Origin of the sequence: Streptomyces sp. NPDC047014 (assembly GCF_040644195.1) — a bacterium.
Taxonomy (GTDB): domain Bacteria; phylum Actinomycetota; class Actinomycetes; order Streptomycetales; family Streptomycetaceae; genus Streptomyces.
Map to the genome: position 1 here is coordinate 1 of NZ_JBEYVX010000070.1, position 15321 is coordinate 15321.

13 protein-coding genes and 1 tRNA gene are annotated in these 15321 nt (G+C 75.2%); 6 read left to right on the top strand and 8 right to left on the bottom strand.

Going from position 1 to position 15321, the window contains the following annotated elements:
* Positions 1 to 118 precede the first annotated feature (118 nt).
* From ABZ873_RS26715 to ABZ873_RS26725, 3 genes are all read right to left on the bottom strand, one after another.
* Positions 119 to 1414, bottom strand: coding sequence for a hypothetical protein (locus ABZ873_RS26715; protein ID WP_360876707.1), 1296 nt, complete (start codon positions 1412 to 1414; stop codon positions 119 to 121).
* Positions 1415 to 1633: 219 nt separating this feature from the next.
* Complete coding sequence (locus tag ABZ873_RS26720; RefSeq protein WP_360876710.1) at positions 1634 to 2875, bottom strand: S8 family serine peptidase; 1242 nt, start codon at positions 2873 to 2875, stop codon at positions 1634 to 1636.
* A gap of 189 nt (positions 2876 to 3064) precedes the next feature.
* On the bottom strand, positions 3065 to 3565 hold the full coding sequence (locus tag ABZ873_RS26725; RefSeq protein ID WP_360876713.1) for a hypothetical protein: 501 nt from the start codon (positions 3563 to 3565) through the stop codon (positions 3065 to 3067).
* Between the two features lie 241 nt (positions 3566 to 3806).
* Between ABZ873_RS26725 and ABZ873_RS26730 the strand changes: the two genes are divergently transcribed.
* On the top strand, positions 3807 to 4268 hold the full coding sequence (locus tag ABZ873_RS26730; RefSeq protein ID WP_360876716.1) for a phospholipase: 462 nt from the start codon (positions 3807 to 3809) through the stop codon (positions 4266 to 4268).
* Between the two features lie 53 nt (positions 4269 to 4321).
* On the opposite strand, the gene ABZ873_RS26735 is transcribed toward ABZ873_RS26730, so the two are convergent.
* Positions 4322 to 5248, bottom strand: a complete 927-nt coding sequence (locus ABZ873_RS26735; RefSeq protein ID WP_360876719.1) for an aldo/keto reductase — start codon at positions 5246 to 5248, stop codon at positions 4322 to 4324.
* Between the two features lie 71 nt (positions 5249 to 5319).
* Here ABZ873_RS26735 and ABZ873_RS26740 point away from each other — a divergent pair, with 71 nt between their 5' ends.
* Positions 5320 to 6309 (top strand): ArsR family transcriptional regulator, encoded by a 990-nt coding sequence (locus ABZ873_RS26740; protein ID WP_360876722.1) that lies wholly within the window; start codon positions 5320 to 5322, stop codon positions 6307 to 6309.
* Positions 6310 to 6315: 6 nt separating this feature from the next.
* Here the strand turns inward: ABZ873_RS26740 and ABZ873_RS26745 are convergent, their stop codons facing one another.
* The 4 genes from ABZ873_RS26745 to ABZ873_RS26760 form a co-directional block, all read right to left on the bottom strand.
* Positions 6316 to 7437 (bottom strand): sulfite oxidase, encoded by a 1122-nt coding sequence (locus ABZ873_RS26745; RefSeq protein ID WP_360876725.1) that lies wholly within the window; start codon positions 7435 to 7437, stop codon positions 6316 to 6318.
* A gap of 51 nt (positions 7438 to 7488) precedes the next feature.
* The gene (locus tag ABZ873_RS26750) at positions 7489 to 8760 is read right to left on the bottom strand and encodes a phosphoribosyltransferase family protein (protein ID WP_360876728.1); all 1272 of its coding nucleotides are present in this window, start codon (positions 8758 to 8760) and stop codon (positions 7489 to 7491) included.
* Between the two features lie 88 nt (positions 8761 to 8848).
* The gene (locus tag ABZ873_RS26755) at positions 8849 to 9205 is read right to left on the bottom strand and encodes a carboxymuconolactone decarboxylase (protein WP_360876731.1); all 357 of its coding nucleotides are present in this window, start codon (positions 9203 to 9205) and stop codon (positions 8849 to 8851) included.
* A gap of 184 nt (positions 9206 to 9389) precedes the next feature.
* Positions 9390 to 9462, bottom strand: a tRNA-Arg gene (locus tag ABZ873_RS26760).
* A 332-nt stretch (positions 9463 to 9794) separates the two neighbouring features.
* On the opposite strand from ABZ873_RS26760, the gene ABZ873_RS26765 reads away from it, so the two are divergent.
* The 4 genes from ABZ873_RS26765 to ABZ873_RS26780 all read left to right on the top strand — a co-directional run bounded on the left by ABZ873_RS26765 (position 9795) and on the right by ABZ873_RS26780 (position 15274).
* Positions 9795 to 11444, top strand: a complete 1650-nt coding sequence (locus ABZ873_RS26765) for a dynamin family protein (protein WP_360876734.1) — start codon at positions 9795 to 9797, stop codon at positions 11442 to 11444.
* A gap of 4 nt (positions 11445 to 11448) precedes the next feature.
* Entirely contained in the window at positions 11449 to 13293 is a 1845-nt protein-coding gene (locus ABZ873_RS26770; protein ID WP_360876737.1) for a GTPase, read from the top strand.
* 197 nt (positions 13294 to 13490) lie between these two features.
* Positions 13491 to 13898: a single-stranded DNA-binding protein gene (locus tag ABZ873_RS26775; RefSeq protein ID WP_360876739.1), complete on the top strand. Its 408-nt coding sequence runs from the start codon at positions 13491 to 13493 to the stop codon at positions 13896 to 13898.
* A 218-nt stretch (positions 13899 to 14116) separates the two neighbouring features.
* Positions 14117 to 15274, top strand: coding sequence for a thioester domain-containing protein (locus ABZ873_RS26780; protein WP_360876742.1), 1158 nt, complete (start codon positions 14117 to 14119; stop codon positions 15272 to 15274).
* Positions 15275 to 15321: the final 47 nt, after the last annotated feature.

Below are 15321 nucleotides of genomic sequence, written 5' to 3' on the forward strand. Positions count from 1 at the left end.
GGGGGGGGCGGGGGCGGCGGGCGGGCGGCGGGGCGGGCGGGGCGGGGGGGGGGGGGGGGGCCGGCGGGGCCCCCCCCCACCACCGTGGCGGGGAAGCCATGCGGGTGAGCCGGGCAGGTCAGGCGATCGAGAAGGTGACGACCGTCTGGTAGGTGTCCGCGAACATGAAGGGCGGGAGCTGGATCATCCCGGCGCCGCCGACGGCGAACTCACCGCCGGTCAGCTCGTCCCCGCCGGCCGCCTGCGAGGCCACCTTCATCGGGACGTCCGTGATCGCGCCGGGCATGCCCGCCGTGCAGGTGCTCGGGCTGTCCGGGTTGGTGACGGTGCAGGTCGGCTGGATGCCGATCTGCGCCTTCGGCATCGAGTGTCCGGTCGCCTGGTTCAGGAACGGCGTACGCGTCGCCGTCACATCCCAGCCGAGGGAACCGCCGCGGAAGTCCTGGACGGTCGCGGCGTTGAAGACGCCGACCACCGACTGGGCCTTGCCGTTGATGGTGACCGAGCCGAAGCTGACGGCCGGCTGGCCGTCCTTCGGGCCGAGGGACAGCGGTCCGGGCAGGACCTCGACGTCGACCGGGTTCTTCACCCCGGGCTGGTCCTCCAGGAACACGAACGCCTTGTACGGGGTCACCGAACCGTCGATCCGGATCGCGTCGGCCTTCTTGGTGACGGTGATCGCGCAGGTGGCGGCGCCGGAGGCGGTGGCCGTACCGGTGCCGGTGTCACCGGTCGCCGTCCCCGCGAGCAGGGCGGAGCAGGTGACGGGCCCGGCGGGGAAGTTGGCGCCGTCGACGACCACGGCGGTGCCCGCCGCGCCGCTGTTGGGCGTGAGCCTGGTGGTGACCGGGTCCTTGGGCAGGGACTCGACGGCGACCGAGCCGAGGGAGGCGCTGGGGCGCGGGGCCGGGGTGCAGGTGGTGGTGAAGACGGAGCCGGAGAGGTCGGCGTCGGTCACCGCCAGGTCCAGGGCCACGCTGACCGAGGTGCCCTCCGTACCGTCCGGGATCCGGATCGTTCCGGAGAACGGCTTGGGGTCGAGTGGCTGGCCCGCGACGACCGAGACGGTCTCCGGCGGGCTGGTCACCACCTGGGTGGTGGTGCCGACCTTGAGGGTGAGCTTGGTGGTGTTCACCGTGGTGACGGAGAAGCCGGGGATCAGCGGGCTCGCGCCCGGGTCGATGGTGACGGGGACGACGTCGCCCGCCTTGGCGCCGTCGGGGAGGGTGACCGTCCAGTTCTGGTTGCCCGAGCCGTCGGGCTGCGGGGCGGGGGCGTCGCAGTTCTCGAAGACGCTGGTGGTCTTGGTCGCGGCCTGCGCGGAGCCCGCCAGGCCCATCACTCCGCCCGTCAGGGCCAGGGAGAGGGCCCCGGCTCCGGCCAGCACTTTTCGTCTGAGGGTTCTCGTACTCACTGGGTCGCGACTCCTTCGTCATGACGAACCCCTCCCCCCACCCGCTGTGTGGGGGAGGCCGAGCCGGTGCGGTGGCCGTTATTGACGCGTCACGGTGATGAGAAGTCAATGCCTTGCTTTCTCCCGAAGCGCACACACATTGATGGGCCATCAGGGGAGGTCTGATGGCCCATCGCGTACCGACCGGTCGGGGTCGGGGGTGAAAGTGCGGGTGGTGTGTCAGGGGGCGGGGGAAGGGGCGGGGGTGGGAGCGGGAGCGGCCGGCGGGGTGTGCAGGAGCAGGTTCGGGGTGCCGGCCGGGAGCCCGGTGATCCGGTCCGGTACGGCGCTCCGCCGCAGCACCTCCGCCACCTGCGCCGGGGTCCTGGCGAGGCCCTGCGCGAGGACCAGCGCGGCGGCCCCCGCCACGTGCGGGGCGGCCATCGAGGTGCCGGAGGAGCGGGCGGTCGCCGTGGCGGAGCCCTTCCAGGCGGAGGTGACGGCCACGCCCGGAGCCGAGAGGTCCACGCAGGGCCCGTAGTTGGAGAAGCGGGCGCGCCGGTCGGCGGCGTCCGTCGCGGCCACCGTGAGGGCCTGCGGGACCACGGCCGGGGATCCCCCGCAGGCGTCCTTGCCGCCGTTGCCGGCGGCCGCGGTGAAGGTGATCCCGGAGGCGACGACGCGGGCCACCGCCGCCTCCAGGGCCCGGCTGCGGCCGCCGCCCATGCTCATATTGGCCACCGCCGGTACGGCCGGCTTCCGGGCGGCGTCCTTGACCACCCAGTCGAGCCCCTTGACCATCCCGGACAGCCTGCCGGAGCCGCGGCAGCCGGCCACCTTCACCGCGACGAGCGAGACCCCCTTCGCCACCCCGTACGTCGCCCCGCCCACGGTGCCCGCCACATGCGTGCCGTGGCCGCTGCAGTCGCGGGAGCCCTCCATCCACACCGCGTTGTAGCCGTTCCGCGCCCGCCCGCCGAACTCCGCGTGGCCGGTGTTGATCCCGGTGTCGAGCACGTAGACGGTGACACCCGCGGCCTTCGTCCCGTACGCGTACGAGCCGTCCAGCGGCAGCTCGCGCTGGTCGATCCGGTCCAGCCCCCAGGGCGCCGGGGACTGCGGCGGTACATCGCCTGGGGCAGGGGCGGCGTCCGGGGCGGGTGCGGCGTCCGGGGCGACCCGGAACTCGGCATCCGGCTCGACCGAGGCCACCCGGGGATCGGCGGCCAGCGCGACGGCCCGCGCGGCGGTGGTCCGGACGGCGAACCCGCTCAAGGCCGACTCGTACACGTGCCCGACCCGGTCGCCCGGCTCCGTGATCTCGGCGACCACGGCGCGGGTCGGCGCGCGCGAGGCGGTGTCCTTGAGGAGGACGACGTAGGCACCGAGGGGGGCTTCGGCGCGCGGGACCGGGGCGACGGTGGCCGTGGCGGCCGCCGCGACCAGCGCGAGGGCGGGGACCAGCGGGGCGAGGGGGCTCATGCGGCCGATGCTCGACGAGCGAGCCCCCACCCGCACGGAGGGTCCGCCAACTGGCCCCACGACACCCCACTCCCCGGACGCGCCCCGGGCGTGTCCGCCCCGCCGACCGGTCGGCTCGGGGTGGGGCAGCGGCGTGGGCGGCGGCGGGGGCAGTGGCCCCGGGACGCCGCTCCCGACCGGGCCCGGCGGTCAGCGGTGGGACACCTGCTGGAGCTGGGTGGCCGGGGCCGGCGTGCCGTCGGTCCAGGCGTAGACACGCTTCCCGCGTATGGCCACCTGGTACTGGTGGGCGTCGCGGCACTCGGAGCGCACCCCGGCGCGCAGGGCTCCCGGCCACCACTTGGCGTGCAGCTCCGGGTCCCCGAGCTTCTTCGGCGTGCCCGCCGTGCACTGCGGGCCGTCGAGCGGGGTCTTGCCCAGGGTGAAGCGGATCAGCCGGGCCTCGCCCTTCGTGTGGACGCGTATTCGGACGTCGGTCGCGTCCTTCGGTATCCACGACGGCAGCGCGAACGCGGCCTCCGCCCGCCCCGGTGCGTCCGAGGCGGTGGCGAAGCGCTTGCCCTTCTCCTTGTACACCTTGTGGTCGATCGTGTCGGTCACGGGGTTGGGCGGGAGGTTCGGCAGCGCGAAGGCGGCGGTGGCGAGGACTCCCACGGTTGCGGCGGCGATGACGAGCGGACGGCGGTTCATGCCTACCAGTCTCGACCGGGACACCCGCCCCGCGCGTCCCTCCCCAGAACGAATCCGGCTTGCGCCGTAGGTCTCACACGGTGTCATACCTGGGAGGGGTGCCGGTCAGGAAACGGCAGCGTGCAGTAACCGGCGGGCGGTCGGGCCCGTTGCCCGGAGGGATGCGTTCCGCTCCCGAACCGACCGACCCGCTCCGCCCCGCCCCGACCCGCTCCGCCCCGTCCACCCCCCGAGGACCCCCATGCGCCGCCGTCTCCTCCCCGCCCTCGCCACCGCCGCCGCCACCGCCGTGCTCGCCCTCGCCCCCGCCGCCTGGGCGGCGCCCGCCGTGCCTGCCGACAAGCCGCAGGTCCTGAGCCGCTGGACGCAGCCCGACGCCGCCAGCCGCAACGCCTGGGCCGACGCCCGCGCCCACCGCGACACCTGGGCGGCGTACGCCTTCGACTGGTCCACCGACTACTGCACCTCCTCCCCGGACAACCCCTTCGGCTTCCCCTTCGCCGCGGCCTGCGCCCGCCACGACTTCGGCTACCGCAACTACCGCGCCGCAGGCACCTTCCCGGCCGCCAAGTCCCGCCTGGACCTGGCCTTCCACGCCGATATGAAGGCCGTCTGCACCCAGTACTCGGGCAACCTCAGGAACTCCTGCGAGGGCACCGCCTGGACCTACTACCAGGCCGTCAGGCTCCTCGGCATCTCCTGATCCTGACCCTGATCCCGCCCCCCCCTCCACCCCGCCCCTCCACCCTGCCCCCGCTACCCCCGGTGAGCCGCCTCCAGCCGCCCCAGGGCCTCCGGCGACAGCCGCAGGGCCGCCGCCGCCACGTTGTCCGCCAGGTGGTCCGGGTCCCCGGTCCCCGGGATCGCCAGGACGTGCGCCCCCTGCCCGAGGGTCCACGCCAGCCGCACCCGCGCCGTGCTCACCCCGTGCGCGCGGGCGACGGCCAGCACCTCGGGGTGCTCCGCGCCCCCGGCGCCCGCGCCGCCCTCCCGGCCCGTACCGGCGATCGCGTAGAACGGCACGTAGGCGATGCCCAGTTCGCCGCAGGTGCGTACGAACGCCTCCTCCTCGGGCCGTACGCCGATCCCGTACATGTTCTGCACGCAGACCACCGGCGCGATGGCCCGGGCCTCGGCCAGATGGTGGGGCTGTACGTTCGACAGCCCCAGGTGGCGGATCAGGCCGGCCTGCCGGAGCTCCGCCAGCGCCCCGAAGCGCTCGGCGATCGAATCCGAGCCGACGATGCGCAGGTTCACCACGTCGAGGTGGTCCCGCCCGAGCTGCCGCAGGTTCTCCTCGACCTGCCCGCGCAGCTGCTCGGGCCGGGCGTGCGGTATCCACTCCCCGGACGGGTCGCGGCCCGGCCCCACCTTGGTGGCGAGGACCAGGTCCTCCGGGTACGGGGCCAGCGCGCGGCTGATCAGCTCGTTGGCGGAGCGCAGCGGCGAGAAGTAGAAGGCGGCGGTGTCGATGTGGTTCACACCGAGGTCCACCGCGCGGCGCAGCACGTCGACGGCGCGTTCACGGTCGCGCGGCACGGCGTCGCCGATGAGCGCCTCGCCGCTCTGGGGCAGGCGCATCGCGCCGAATCCGAGCCGGTTGACCGTGCGGTCGCCGAGCACCCAGGTGCCCGCCGCCGCGGCAGTCGCCCTGGTGGTCATAGCAGTCGTCTCTGAAGTCATGCCGGGAGGATGACCGCCCGATAGGCTGCCCGCCCATCGATTAAGTCATCCATTAATCCCGGAGGTTACGCGTGCGGGCCGAACTCGCCTTCTCGGCCGGCGATCTCGCCCGCATGCGCTTCGCCGTCTCGCCCATGTGGGAGGTCGGCCCGAGCATGCGCCTGCTCCGCTCGGGCCGTGACGACCCCGTGCACCGCAGGTGGGCCGGGCAGGTGCGGCCGCGGCTGGCGGCCGCCGGTCTCGACCGGGGTCCGCTGGCCGAACTGGTGCCGCCCACCGGCTACGTTCCCGACTTCCTCAACCCCGTCCCCGCCGGCCCGGCCCCCACCCTGGCGGAGGAACTGGCCGCGATCCGCGCCACACCCCCCGGGCGGGTCCGCGCGGACCTGGACCGCCTCGCGCACGAGCAGGGCTCCCTCGGCCCCCACCTGCGCGCCCTCCACGACAGTCCCGGCGACCTGTCCGGCCTCACCGAGGCGATCAGCGCCTACTGGGATCTGGGCCTGGCCCCCTACTGGGCCCGGATCCGCGCCGTCCTCGACGCCGACGTCTTCCACCGCACCCGCCAGGTCGCCGAGCACGGAGCCGGCCACCTCTTCAACGAGCTCCACACCTCCGTGAGCTGGGACGACAGCACCCTGCGCCTTTCCGGGCGGCACCGGCCGCTGTCCCGGCGGGGCACCGCCACAGGGCTCCTGCTGATCCCGTCCGTGTTCACCGGCCCGGTCCCCTTCACCCGGGTCACGCCGTCCGATCCGCCGCAGCTGGCCTATCCGGCGCGCGGCACCGGCGCCCTGTGGGAGGCGCGGCCCGGCGCCCCCGGCGGTGCCCTCGCCGCCGTCCTCGGCCGTTCGCGGGCGCTGCTGCTGGCCGAGCTGGAATCCCCGGCGACCACCACCGAACTCGCCCGCCGTACAGGGCTGTCGGCGCCCGGTGTGTCCCAGTTCCTCACCGCCCTGCGCGGCGCGGGCCTGGTCAGCGCGCACCGGGCCGGGCGCTGCGTGCTGTACGCCCGTACCGCCGCGGCCGAGGCCCTGCTCGCCGCCTCCGCGGGCGGTTGACGCGGCTCAGCAGCACAGCACGGGCACGCGCTGCACGAGGTTGTTGCCGAAGCCGCCCCAGGTCCACGGCTGTTCGAGCGGCTGCCCGCGGCCCGTGGCGTCCGTGGCGCGGACGGTGAGCGTGTGGCGGCCCGGCGCGGCCTCCCACCCGCAGGTCCACGCCTGCCAGGCCCAGGGATGCGGACCGCGCGGTTCCACCTCGGCCGCCGTCCAGCTCCGGCCCCCGTCGCCGCTCACCTCCACCCGTACGACGGCCCCGTACCCCGACCACGCCCGCCCCCGGAGCCGTACGGGACCGGGGCGCACGATCCGGGTGCGCGACATGAAGTCCGGGAAGCCGGGCGGTTCCATCAGGGCGCGCGGCGCGATCCGGGTGACGGGCTCGCCGGGGGCGTCCGAGGCTTCGTCGGCGCGCCGGTAGCGGTAGGCCACGGACTGCTGGAATCCGGTGTACGGGGCGTCGACCAGGGTGATCTCGCGGAGCCATTTGACGTGTGCCATGCCGTACCAGCCGGGGACGACCAGCCGCAGCGGATACCCGTGCTGCGGCGGCAGCGGCAGGCCGTTCATGGCGTACGCCAGCAGCACCCCGCTGTCCTCCCCGGTGGCCGTCGCCACCGGCAGGCTGCGCCGGTAGTCCTGCTCGACCCCGCGCTCCACCCCGTGGTCGGCCCCGGTGAAAACGGCCTCCACCGCCTCCGGCCGTACGCCCGCCGCGGCCAGGACCAGACGCAGCGGTACGCCGGTCCAGTCGGCCGTGCCCACCGCCTCGGCCAGCCACGGCTGGCTCACCGGCCGGGGCGACAGCAGCGCCCGGCCATTGCCCGCGCACTCCATGGTGACCCGGTGGGTGACGGCCGGGAGCCCGCGCAGGGCGGCCGGGTCCAGCGACAGCGGCGTACGGACCAGCCCGCGGACGGCCAGCTTCCAGTCCTCCTCGCCGGTGGCGGGGATGTCGTAGTGGACCAGGACGTAGTGCAGCCCGGGCGGGGTGACCTCGTAGCGCAGGGCCTCCATCGGGAGGCCGTGGTTGCGGGCCGCGAGCGCCAGTTCCTCCTGGCTGATGCCCTCACCGGCCGGCGCGACGCGCGCCGGGGCGCTGGCATCCCGTACGGACGCCTGCTCCATGCCCCCATGGTCGCGCGCCGGGCGCCGCGTGGCACCTCCACCGGACTCGACTCAGGGCAGCAGGTGGCGGACGAACCAGTCGCGGGCCAGCCGGGACACCTCGTCCAGCGCGCCCGGCTCCTCGAAGAGGTGGGTGGCGCCGCGGACGATCTCCATCCGGTTCTCGCAGCGCAGCTCCTCGCGCGCCCGCCGGTTGAGGTCGAGCACGGTCGTGTCCTCACCGCCCACCACGAGCAGCGTGGGCGCCCGTACGCCGCCCAGGTGCCCGGCGGCGAGATCGGGGCGGCCGCCGCGGGAGACCACGGCGCCGATGTCGGCCCCGGCCCCGGACGCGGCCCACAGCGCGGCGGCCGCCCCGGTGCTCGCCCCGAAGTAGCCGACGGGGACGGGCGCGCGGCGGCGCAGCCAGACGGTGGCCTCGGTGAGCCGGGCGGCCAGGGTGCCGATGTCGAAGACGTTGGCGCGGTCGCCCTCCTCGGCGGGCGTGAGCAGGTCGAAGAGGAGGGTGCCGAGCCCGGCCCGGTTCAGCTCCGCCGCCACCGACCGGTTGCGCGGGCTGCGGCGGCCGCTGCCGGAGCCGTGGGCGAACATCACCACCCCTGCGGCGCCCACGGGCAGGGCGAGGTCCCCGGCGAGGGTGAGGCCGCCGGCGTCCACCTCGACGGGGGTGGCCGTGGCGGACCGGGACGCGGCCGCCGCCCGCGCCAGCAGGGTGACGACCTCCTCGTCGGAGGTCTGCGCGAAGTCCTCGTACCACTCGCCGACCGCCCGGAAGGAGGGCGGCGCGGACAGGCACACCAGCTCGTCGGCGGCGTCGCGGAGCCGGGCGAGCGAGTCCGGGGCCGCCACCGGCACGGCCAGCACCACATGGGCCGCGCCCTGGGCCCGGACCACCTGGCAGGCGGCGGCGGCCGTGGCGCCGGTCGCGATCCCGTCGTCCACGACGACCACGGTCCGTCCGTCGAGCGGCACCCTCGGCCGGTCGCCGCGGAAGGCGCGGGCGCGGCGGGCCAGCTCCGCCTCCTCGGCGTGCTCGACCTCCGCCACCTCCCGCGGCCCGAGGCGGCTCATCCGGAGGATGTCCTCGCTGATCACCCGTACCCCGCCCTCCCCGATGGCGCCGAAGCCGAGCTCCTTGTGATGCGGGACGCCGAGCTTGCGTACGACGATCACATCGAGCGGGGCGCCCAGGGCCCGCGCCACCCGGAAGGCCACGGGGACCCCACCGCGGGGCAGGCCCAGCACGACCGGACGCTCGCCCTCCAGATGCCGCAGCGCGGCGGCCAGACGCTCGCCGGCGTCGGCGCGATGGGGGAACAGCAAGAGGGGTCACCCCCGAACAGGGTTCGGTGCCGCCGTCAACGGGTCTGTTCCGAAGACCCGTTGACGGCGGCTCGGTATCCGCGGGGGCTCAGCGCCCGCCCTGGCTCCGGGACTCGGCCGCCGCCATGGCCTCGGCCTCGGACTCGGCCATGGCGATCGCGACGCCGAACGCCTGGGCGATATGGCCCGCGGCCGACATGACGCGCGCGGTGCCGACGACGGGGGCGATCGCGACGAGGACGTCCTGCAGCTTCTCCACCGTCATGTCCGCCTTGATGGCGGGATCCATATGCGCCATGTAGGAGATGGCGGGGGCGTCCATCGCCACGAGCGCGGCGATCCGGGTGATGATCAGCGTCTCCCGGTCCATGTGGCAGTGCTCGATGGAGTCGAGGGTCATCGCGGCGAGCGTTTCGAGAACGGGGGCGTCGGAGGCAGTGGCCATGCTCGTTTCCGCCTTCGGGTGCGGAGGGGAACCGGCGCACGACGCGCCGGCGCATTGCCTCCTCACCGTACGATCGCCCCGCCCGGCCCGCATGTCGGCCCGCCTGTGCGGGAGTTCACCGAAACCCCGCTGACCTGCACGAAAGCCCTCCACGGAGGGAGGGCTTCGGCAGCTGGAGAAGAGGTGCCCCCGGCAGGACTCGAACCTGCGGCCAAGCGCTTAGAAGGCGCCTGCTCTATCCACTGAGCTACGGGGGCCGGAAGGTGGCCGTGGTGGGCCTGGAGCCCCTGGTGGGGGTGGGACTGCGGTCCGTGCCGGGTCAAGGATAGGGCTCCGGTCGCCTTGTCCCGGTTGCTTCACTCGCGGGCCACGATGTGGAGGTTCGGTGAAGCGGTCCCGATAATCGCAGGCAGGTGCGATTCTCGCACCGCTTTTGCGTCACGACGCCCCTGGTGTTGTGCACTCGTTATGCCTGCGCCCCACTCGTCCGCGGTGCCGGGAATGTCCCACTGGAGTCGCGGTCGGCGCGCAGAGGGCGTATAAGCTTCAAAAATGGTCCTAAATTGGGCATTCTTCGCATGTGGTGACCTTGGATGTTCGGCCTCAGCTGCTCGATGCCCTGTCCGCCCTGCGCGACCGGGTCGCGTCCGTACGTCTGCCGTTGCCCCTGCCCGGCGCCCCCAGGGCCCGCCAGACCAGGGCCGAGCTGCTGGCGCAGCTGGACGACTATCTCGTACCGCGCCTGAAAGCGCCCGAGGCGCCGATGCTCGCGGTCGTCGGCGGGTCCACGGGGGCCGGTAAGTCCACCCTCGTCAACTCCCTCGTCGGCCGGCAGGTCAGCGAAGCCGGGGTGCTGCGGCCGACCACGCGCACGCCCGTGCTCGTCTGCCACCCGGACGACCACCACTGGTTCGCCGGGATGCGGGTGCTGCCCGACCTCATGCGGGTCTGGGTGCCGCACGACGAGGACGAGGACCTGGCGCCGATGTCCGCCTCCGCCGCCCGCTCGCACGGCCCCGGGCGCGGCCGCGGCCGGCCCGGCGGCCGGGGCGGCGGGCACGAGACCCGCGAGATGCGGATCGAGACCGTCTCCAGCCTGCCGCGCGGACTGGCCATCCTGGACGCCCCCGACATCGACTCCCTCGTCGTCGAGAACCGGAACCTGGCCGCCCAACTCATCTGCGCCGCCGACGTCTGGGTGATGGTCACCACCGCCTCGCGGTACGCCGACGCCGTCCCCTGGCACCTGCTGCGCACCGCCAAGCAGTACCGGGCCACCCTCATCACCGTGCTCGACCGGGTCCCGCACCAGGTGCTCGCCGAGGTCTCGCGCCAGTACGGGGCCCTGCTCACCAAGGCCGGGCTGGGCGACGTACCCCGGTTCACCGTGCCCGAGCTGCCCGAGTCCACCGGCGGGGGCGGGCTGCTGCCCGCCAGCGCCGTGGCCCCGCTCTCCGCCTGGCTCGCCCACCACGCGCAGGACCCCGCCGCCCGCCAGTACGCCGTCGGGCGCACCGCCCTCGGCGCGCTGGACTCGCTGCGGCGCCGGATGCCCGAACTGGCCTCCGCGGTGGCCGCCCAGCACGCCGCCGCCGTACGGCTGACCTCCGCGGTGGAGGACGCGTACCGGCGCGAGGGCAAGCGGGTCCGGGGCCGCCTCGACAGCGGGGCCGTCCTGGCCGGGGACGCCCTCACTCGCTGGCGCGGCTACCCCCTGGACACCAGCGCCGCCGAACTGCTCGACTCCCTGGCCGAATCCCTCGCCGCGCTGCTCCAGTGCGCCGTGGCCGCCGCCGACGAGCGGATCGCGCAGGCGTGGCGGCGCGAACCGGCCTCCGGCGCGGTGCCGTTGCCCGCCCCCGACCGGGAGGCCGGCGAGCGCATCGGCGTGGCCGTCCGCCGCTGGCGGCGCGTCCTGGAGGAGCTGGCGGAGGAGGAGGTGGCCACGCTCGACAAGCAGCCGCAGCCCGACGCGGGCGGGGTGGCCGCCCTGCTCGCCGCCGCCCTCCTCGGCGGCAGGCGGGCCCGGCCCGCCGGGGAGAAGCTCGCCGAACGGATCGGCGCCCAGGCCGCCCTGCGGCTGCGCGACCGGGGCGGGGAGCTGATCGGGGACCACCTCGACCAGGTGCTGCGCGCCGAACGGGACCGCCGGCTCGCCCCGCTGGAAGCCCTCGAAGTGACCCCCGAACCCCAGGCCGAGCTGATCGCCGCGCTGTCCGTACTGCAGAAGGAGAGGTGACCGGGTGACCGCCCTGACCGACCGCACCGACGACCGCTGGGACGACGGCCTGATCGCGCGCTCGCGGCCCCGTCCCCTCGGCGGGACCGAGGAGGACGCGGCCGAGGCGGGCGACGCGGGCGACGACGCGCTCGTACGGGCCGTCTCCGGAGCGGGCAGCGACGGCGGGAAGTCGCCCGCGCCGCCGCTCAGCCCCGAGGGGCAGGCCCTGCGCCAGCGGCTCGACGCGCTGCGCCAGCTGGTCGGACTCTCCCGCACCCGGCTCGACGGGAAGACCCTCGCGGAGGCCGGACGGGTCCTGGACGAGGCCGCGGCACGCCGCGGGCTCTCGCCGCAGCACACGGTCGTGGCGATCGCCGGAGCCACCGGAAGCGGCAAGTCCACGCTCTTCAATTCACTCGCCGGAGTGCAGATCTCCGAGACCGGACTGCGCCGTCCCACCACCGCCGCACCCATCGCGTGCAGTTGGTCCGACGGGGCCGCCGGGCTGCTGGACCGGCTGGAGATCCCGGGGCGGCTGCGGCGCCGCCCGCGCGAGACGCCGGAGGCGGAGGCGCTGCGCGGGATGGTCCTCGTCGACCTGCCCGACCTGGACTCGGCGGTCGGCGCGCACCGCGCGCACGTGGACCGCGTACTGGCCCTGGTCGACGCGGTGGTGTGGGTCGTGGACCCGGAGAAGTACGCCGACGCCGTGCTGCACGAGCGCTACCTGCGCCCGCTGGCCGGGCACGCCGAGGTGACCTTCGTCGTGCTCAACCAGGTGGACCGGCTGCCCGGGGAGGCCGCCGACCTGGTCCTGGACGACCTGCGCCGCCTCCTGGACGAGGACGGCATCGCCCTCGGCGAGCACGGCGAACCGGGCGCCACCGTCCTCGGACTGTCCGCGCTGACCGGCGAGGGCGTCGGGGAACTGCGCGAAATGCTCGGGCAGTTCACCCATGAGAAGGGGGCCGCGACCCGGCGCATCTCCGCCGACGTCGACCGGGCCGCCGTGCGCCTGCGCCCGCTGTACGTCGCCGACGGGCACCCCGGACCGGAGATCGGGGAGGCCGCCCGCGAGCAGTTCGAGGACCGGCTCGCGGAGGCGGTCGGCGCCAGCGCGGCGGGCCTCGCCGCGGAACGGGCCTGGCGGCGCAACGCGGGCAAGGCATGCGGCACGCCGTGGCTGCGGCTGTGGCGCTGGTACGAGAACCGGCGCGCGCCGCACACCCTGACCGGGCTGGCCGCCCTGGCCGCGATCGGCGGGCGGGGCCAGACGGTCGCGGAGGGTCCGGCCGAGCAGGAGGTCACCGCGCGCCAGCGGGTGGAACAGGCCGTACGGGTCGTCGCCGACGAGGCGGCCACCGGCCTGCCCGAGCCCTGGGCGCAGGCGGTACGGGAGACCGCGGTGCGGGGCGCGGAACGGCTGCCGGAGGCGCTGGACGAGATCGCGGTGACCCTCGGCGCGGCGGTGGCGCAGCCCGGCGCCAAGCCGCCGCGGCCCGCGTGGTGGCCGGCGGCGGTACTGACGCAGGCGGCGATGACGCTGCTCCAGATCTACGGCGGGCTGTGGCTGGTGGGGCAGATCGCCGGGGTGCTGGAGCCGAAGCTGATGCCGCCGGTGCTGCTGATGGTGGCGGGCATCATCGGTGGGCCGCTGGTGGAATGGGCCTGCTCGATCGCGGCACGCGGCCCGGCGCGCCGCTACGGGCAGGACGCGGAGCGGGGGCTGCGGCAGGCGGCGGCCGGGTGCGGGCGGGCCCGGGTGCTGGAGCCGGTGGCGGCGGAGCTGCTGCGGTACCGGGAGGTGCGCGAGCAGTACGCCACCGTGGCGGCCGGTGGGAGCCGCTTGTCCGCCACGCGTCAGTAGTCCAACGGCGGCGGGGCGCGGGCCGGTTCCCGGCGGGTGCCCGGCCGGCCGTGATTCAGCCGCAGGGGTGAGCCGGTTGTCCACAACCGGCTCGTTGTCCACAGGCCGCGGCACCCGGACGGCGGCCTGCCCCAGCATGGGTCGTAGCCCGTACGGATGGTCCGTGCGGTGCACGACGACGGGGGAGGGCGGCCGGGATGAATGACACCCAGGTGACGCTGGTGGGCTGCGTGGCGACGCAGGTGGACTACAAGGACACGGCACACGGGCCGTCGGCGCGGTTCCGGTTCGCGGTGACACCGCGCTACTACGACCGCCGCAAGGACGTGTGGGCCGACGGGACCACCAGCTTCTACACGGTGTGGGCGCGGCGCACGCTCGCGGTGAATCTCGCGGGTTCCGTATCGGTGGGGGAGCCGCTGGTGGTGCACGGCCGGCTGCGGGTCCGGGAGGATCCGCCCGACGGCGAGGGGAACCGGTGGTTCTCCGCGGAGATCGACGCCACCGCCATCGGGCACGACCTGAACCGGGGCACGGCCGCGTTCCGGCGGGTGGTCAGGACGGACATTCCGCTGATGAGCACTCAGAAGGCGGCGGTGGTCTGAGTGTTCGAGACGGTTAGGATTCCCCGGTACTCACGGGCACCTGGGCCTCCGGCCCGAAGGGGAAGACTGTGTCGATTGCCGTTCCCGCATCCTCCGCTCCTGATTCTCCTGCTTCTCCTGACTTTCCTGGCTCTCCCGATACCGCCGGTTCTTCCGGCTCTCCTGGCTCTCCTTGTCCTCCTCGCTCTGCTCGCCCTCCTCGCTCGTCCGGTCCTGTCGTGGGATCCGCCGGGCCGAGGGGGGCGGGGCGCCGGCCGCTGGCGGCCGCGCTGCTGGCCGCGGCCCTCACGGCCGCGCCCGGAGCCCGGGCCGCCGCCGACTCCGGCCCGCTCCCGGCCAGGGTGCCCGAAGGTGCGAGCGCCGTGCTCGACGGGCTCAAGACGTACGGGCAGGCGGTCCTGCGCGGCGGGGACGGCTCGGTGCGCCAGCTCCGCGCCGGGCTCTACGAGATGCGGGTCGACGGCGGCGGCATGCTCCAGACCTACGGGGTCGGGGTGGCGGGCAACGCCCAGCCGCAGTCCCGGTACACGGAGAGCGGCTGGAACGGCAGCCCGCTCGCGGGCAACGGGCAGGCCGGCCGGATCCGCTGGGTGCTGGAGCACTCCTACCCCCAGCTGAACGATCTGGCCGGGCTCGCGAAGGCGGCCGGGGCCGGTGCGCTCACCGCGGAGAGCGCGGCGGCGGGCACCCAGGTGGCGATCTGGCGGCTGGCGGACGGCGCGCGGGTGGAGGCGGCGGACCCGGCGGCCGAGAAGCTGGCCGACTACCTCCAGCGCGCGGCGGGCCAGCTGCCCGAGCCGCCGGCCTCACTGGCGCTGGACCCGGGCGAGGTCGCGGGGCCGGTGGGCACCCGCCTCGGGCCGGTGACGGTGCGCACCGGGGCGCGGAGTGTGTCGGTCACGCCGGACGCGGCGGCGGTCGCCATGGGCGTGCGCGTGGTGGACGCCGAGGGGCAGCCCCTGACGAACGCCGTCAACGGCAGCCGGCTGTATTTCGAGGTTCCCGCGGGCACCGCCGACGGGACGGCCTCGGTCACCGTGCAGGGGGCGACCAAGGTCCCGGTGGGCCGGGTCTTCACCAGCGGGGTGCCGGCGCAGGCGCAGATCGTGGCGGGCTCCAGCGAATCCGCGGCGGCGGCGGTGGCCACCGCGGTCTGGCCCCCGGCCCCCGAGGCCGAGGCGTCGGCGGCTCCGGCCGCCCTGGGCACCCGTACCGCGCCCGTGCCGACGGCCACCACCGCGGACGAGCAGCGGCTGGCCACGAGCGGCAGCTCCTCGGCCACCCCGGTCATCGCCTCCCTGGCGGTGGGCCTGGTGGTGCTGGGCGGCCTGGTGGTCCTGGTCCTGCGCAAGCGCCCGCTGGAGGGCGAGGGGTAGTGGACCCGGCTCCCTGCCCCCCCCGGAAGCCTGGGGTGGTGGGGCCG

Excerpts from the sequence above, each read along its gene's own strand:
- ABZ873_RS26755 (WP_360876731.1), bottom strand. The coding sequence starts at position 9,205 with ATGGCCACTGCCTCCGACGCCCCCGTTCTCGAAACGCTCGCCGCGATG.
- ABZ873_RS26730 (WP_360876716.1), top strand. The coding sequence starts at position 3,807 with ATGCGCCGCCGTCTCCTCCCCGCCCTCGCCACCGCCGCCGCCACCGCC.
- ABZ873_RS26720 (WP_360876710.1), bottom strand. The coding sequence starts at position 2,875 with ATGAGCCCCCTCGCCCCGCTGGTCCCCGCCCTCGCGCTGGTCGCGGCG.
- ABZ873_RS26775 (WP_360876739.1), top strand. The coding sequence starts at position 13,491 with ATGAATGACACCCAGGTGACGCTGGTGGGCTGCGTGGCGACGCAGGTG.
- ABZ873_RS26745 (WP_360876725.1), bottom strand. The coding sequence starts at position 7,437 with ATGGAGCAGGCGTCCGTACGGGATGCCAGCGCCCCGGCGCGCGTCGCG.
- ABZ873_RS26725 (WP_360876713.1), bottom strand. The coding sequence starts at position 3,565 with ATGAACCGCCGTCCGCTCGTCATCGCCGCCGCAACCGTGGGAGTCCTC.
- ABZ873_RS26735 (WP_360876719.1), bottom strand. The coding sequence starts at position 5,248 with ATGACTTCAGAGACGACTGCTATGACCACCAGGGCGACTGCCGCGGCG.